This window comes from Sinorhizobium sp. CB7, from assembly GCF_041357635.1.
Taxonomy (GTDB): Bacteria; Pseudomonadota; Alphaproteobacteria; order Rhizobiales; family Rhizobiaceae; genus Rhizobium.
Genome location: NZ_JAULLL010000080.1, coordinates 1 through 345 on the forward strand (window position 1 = coordinate 1; position 345 = coordinate 345).

Sequence of the window (345 nt, forward strand, 5' to 3'; positions counted from 1 at the left end):
TGTCCGTGCTGAGCGTCTTCAACTGCGTGGAGGTCAGGGCGCCGATCTGGGACGAACTCAGGGCACCGACCTGGGCGCTGGTGAGGGCTTTGATCTGGTCGGACTTGAGCGCCGCGACCTGGGCAGTCTTCAGTGCTGCGGTCTGATCGGTGGACAGCGCCGCGACATTGTCCGTGGAGAGACCTGACAGGGCGGTAACCGTGAGCGCCGCGATGTCGGCCGTCGAGAAGGCGGCGATATCTTCGGAGGCTAGAGCTGCTACTTGCGTCGAGGTGAGTGCCGCCACCTGTGCCGAGCTCAGCGCTTCAGCCTGAGCGGAGCTCAGAGCACCGATCTGGTCGGTCG

At 64.9% G+C, this 345-nt stretch carries 1 protein-coding gene; it reads right to left on the reverse strand.

What is annotated here, in order from left to right; translation table 11 throughout:
• The coding region (locus AAE029_RS36265; protein WP_371077773.1) for a hypothetical protein at positions 1–345 on the reverse strand (345 nt) is incomplete at both ends.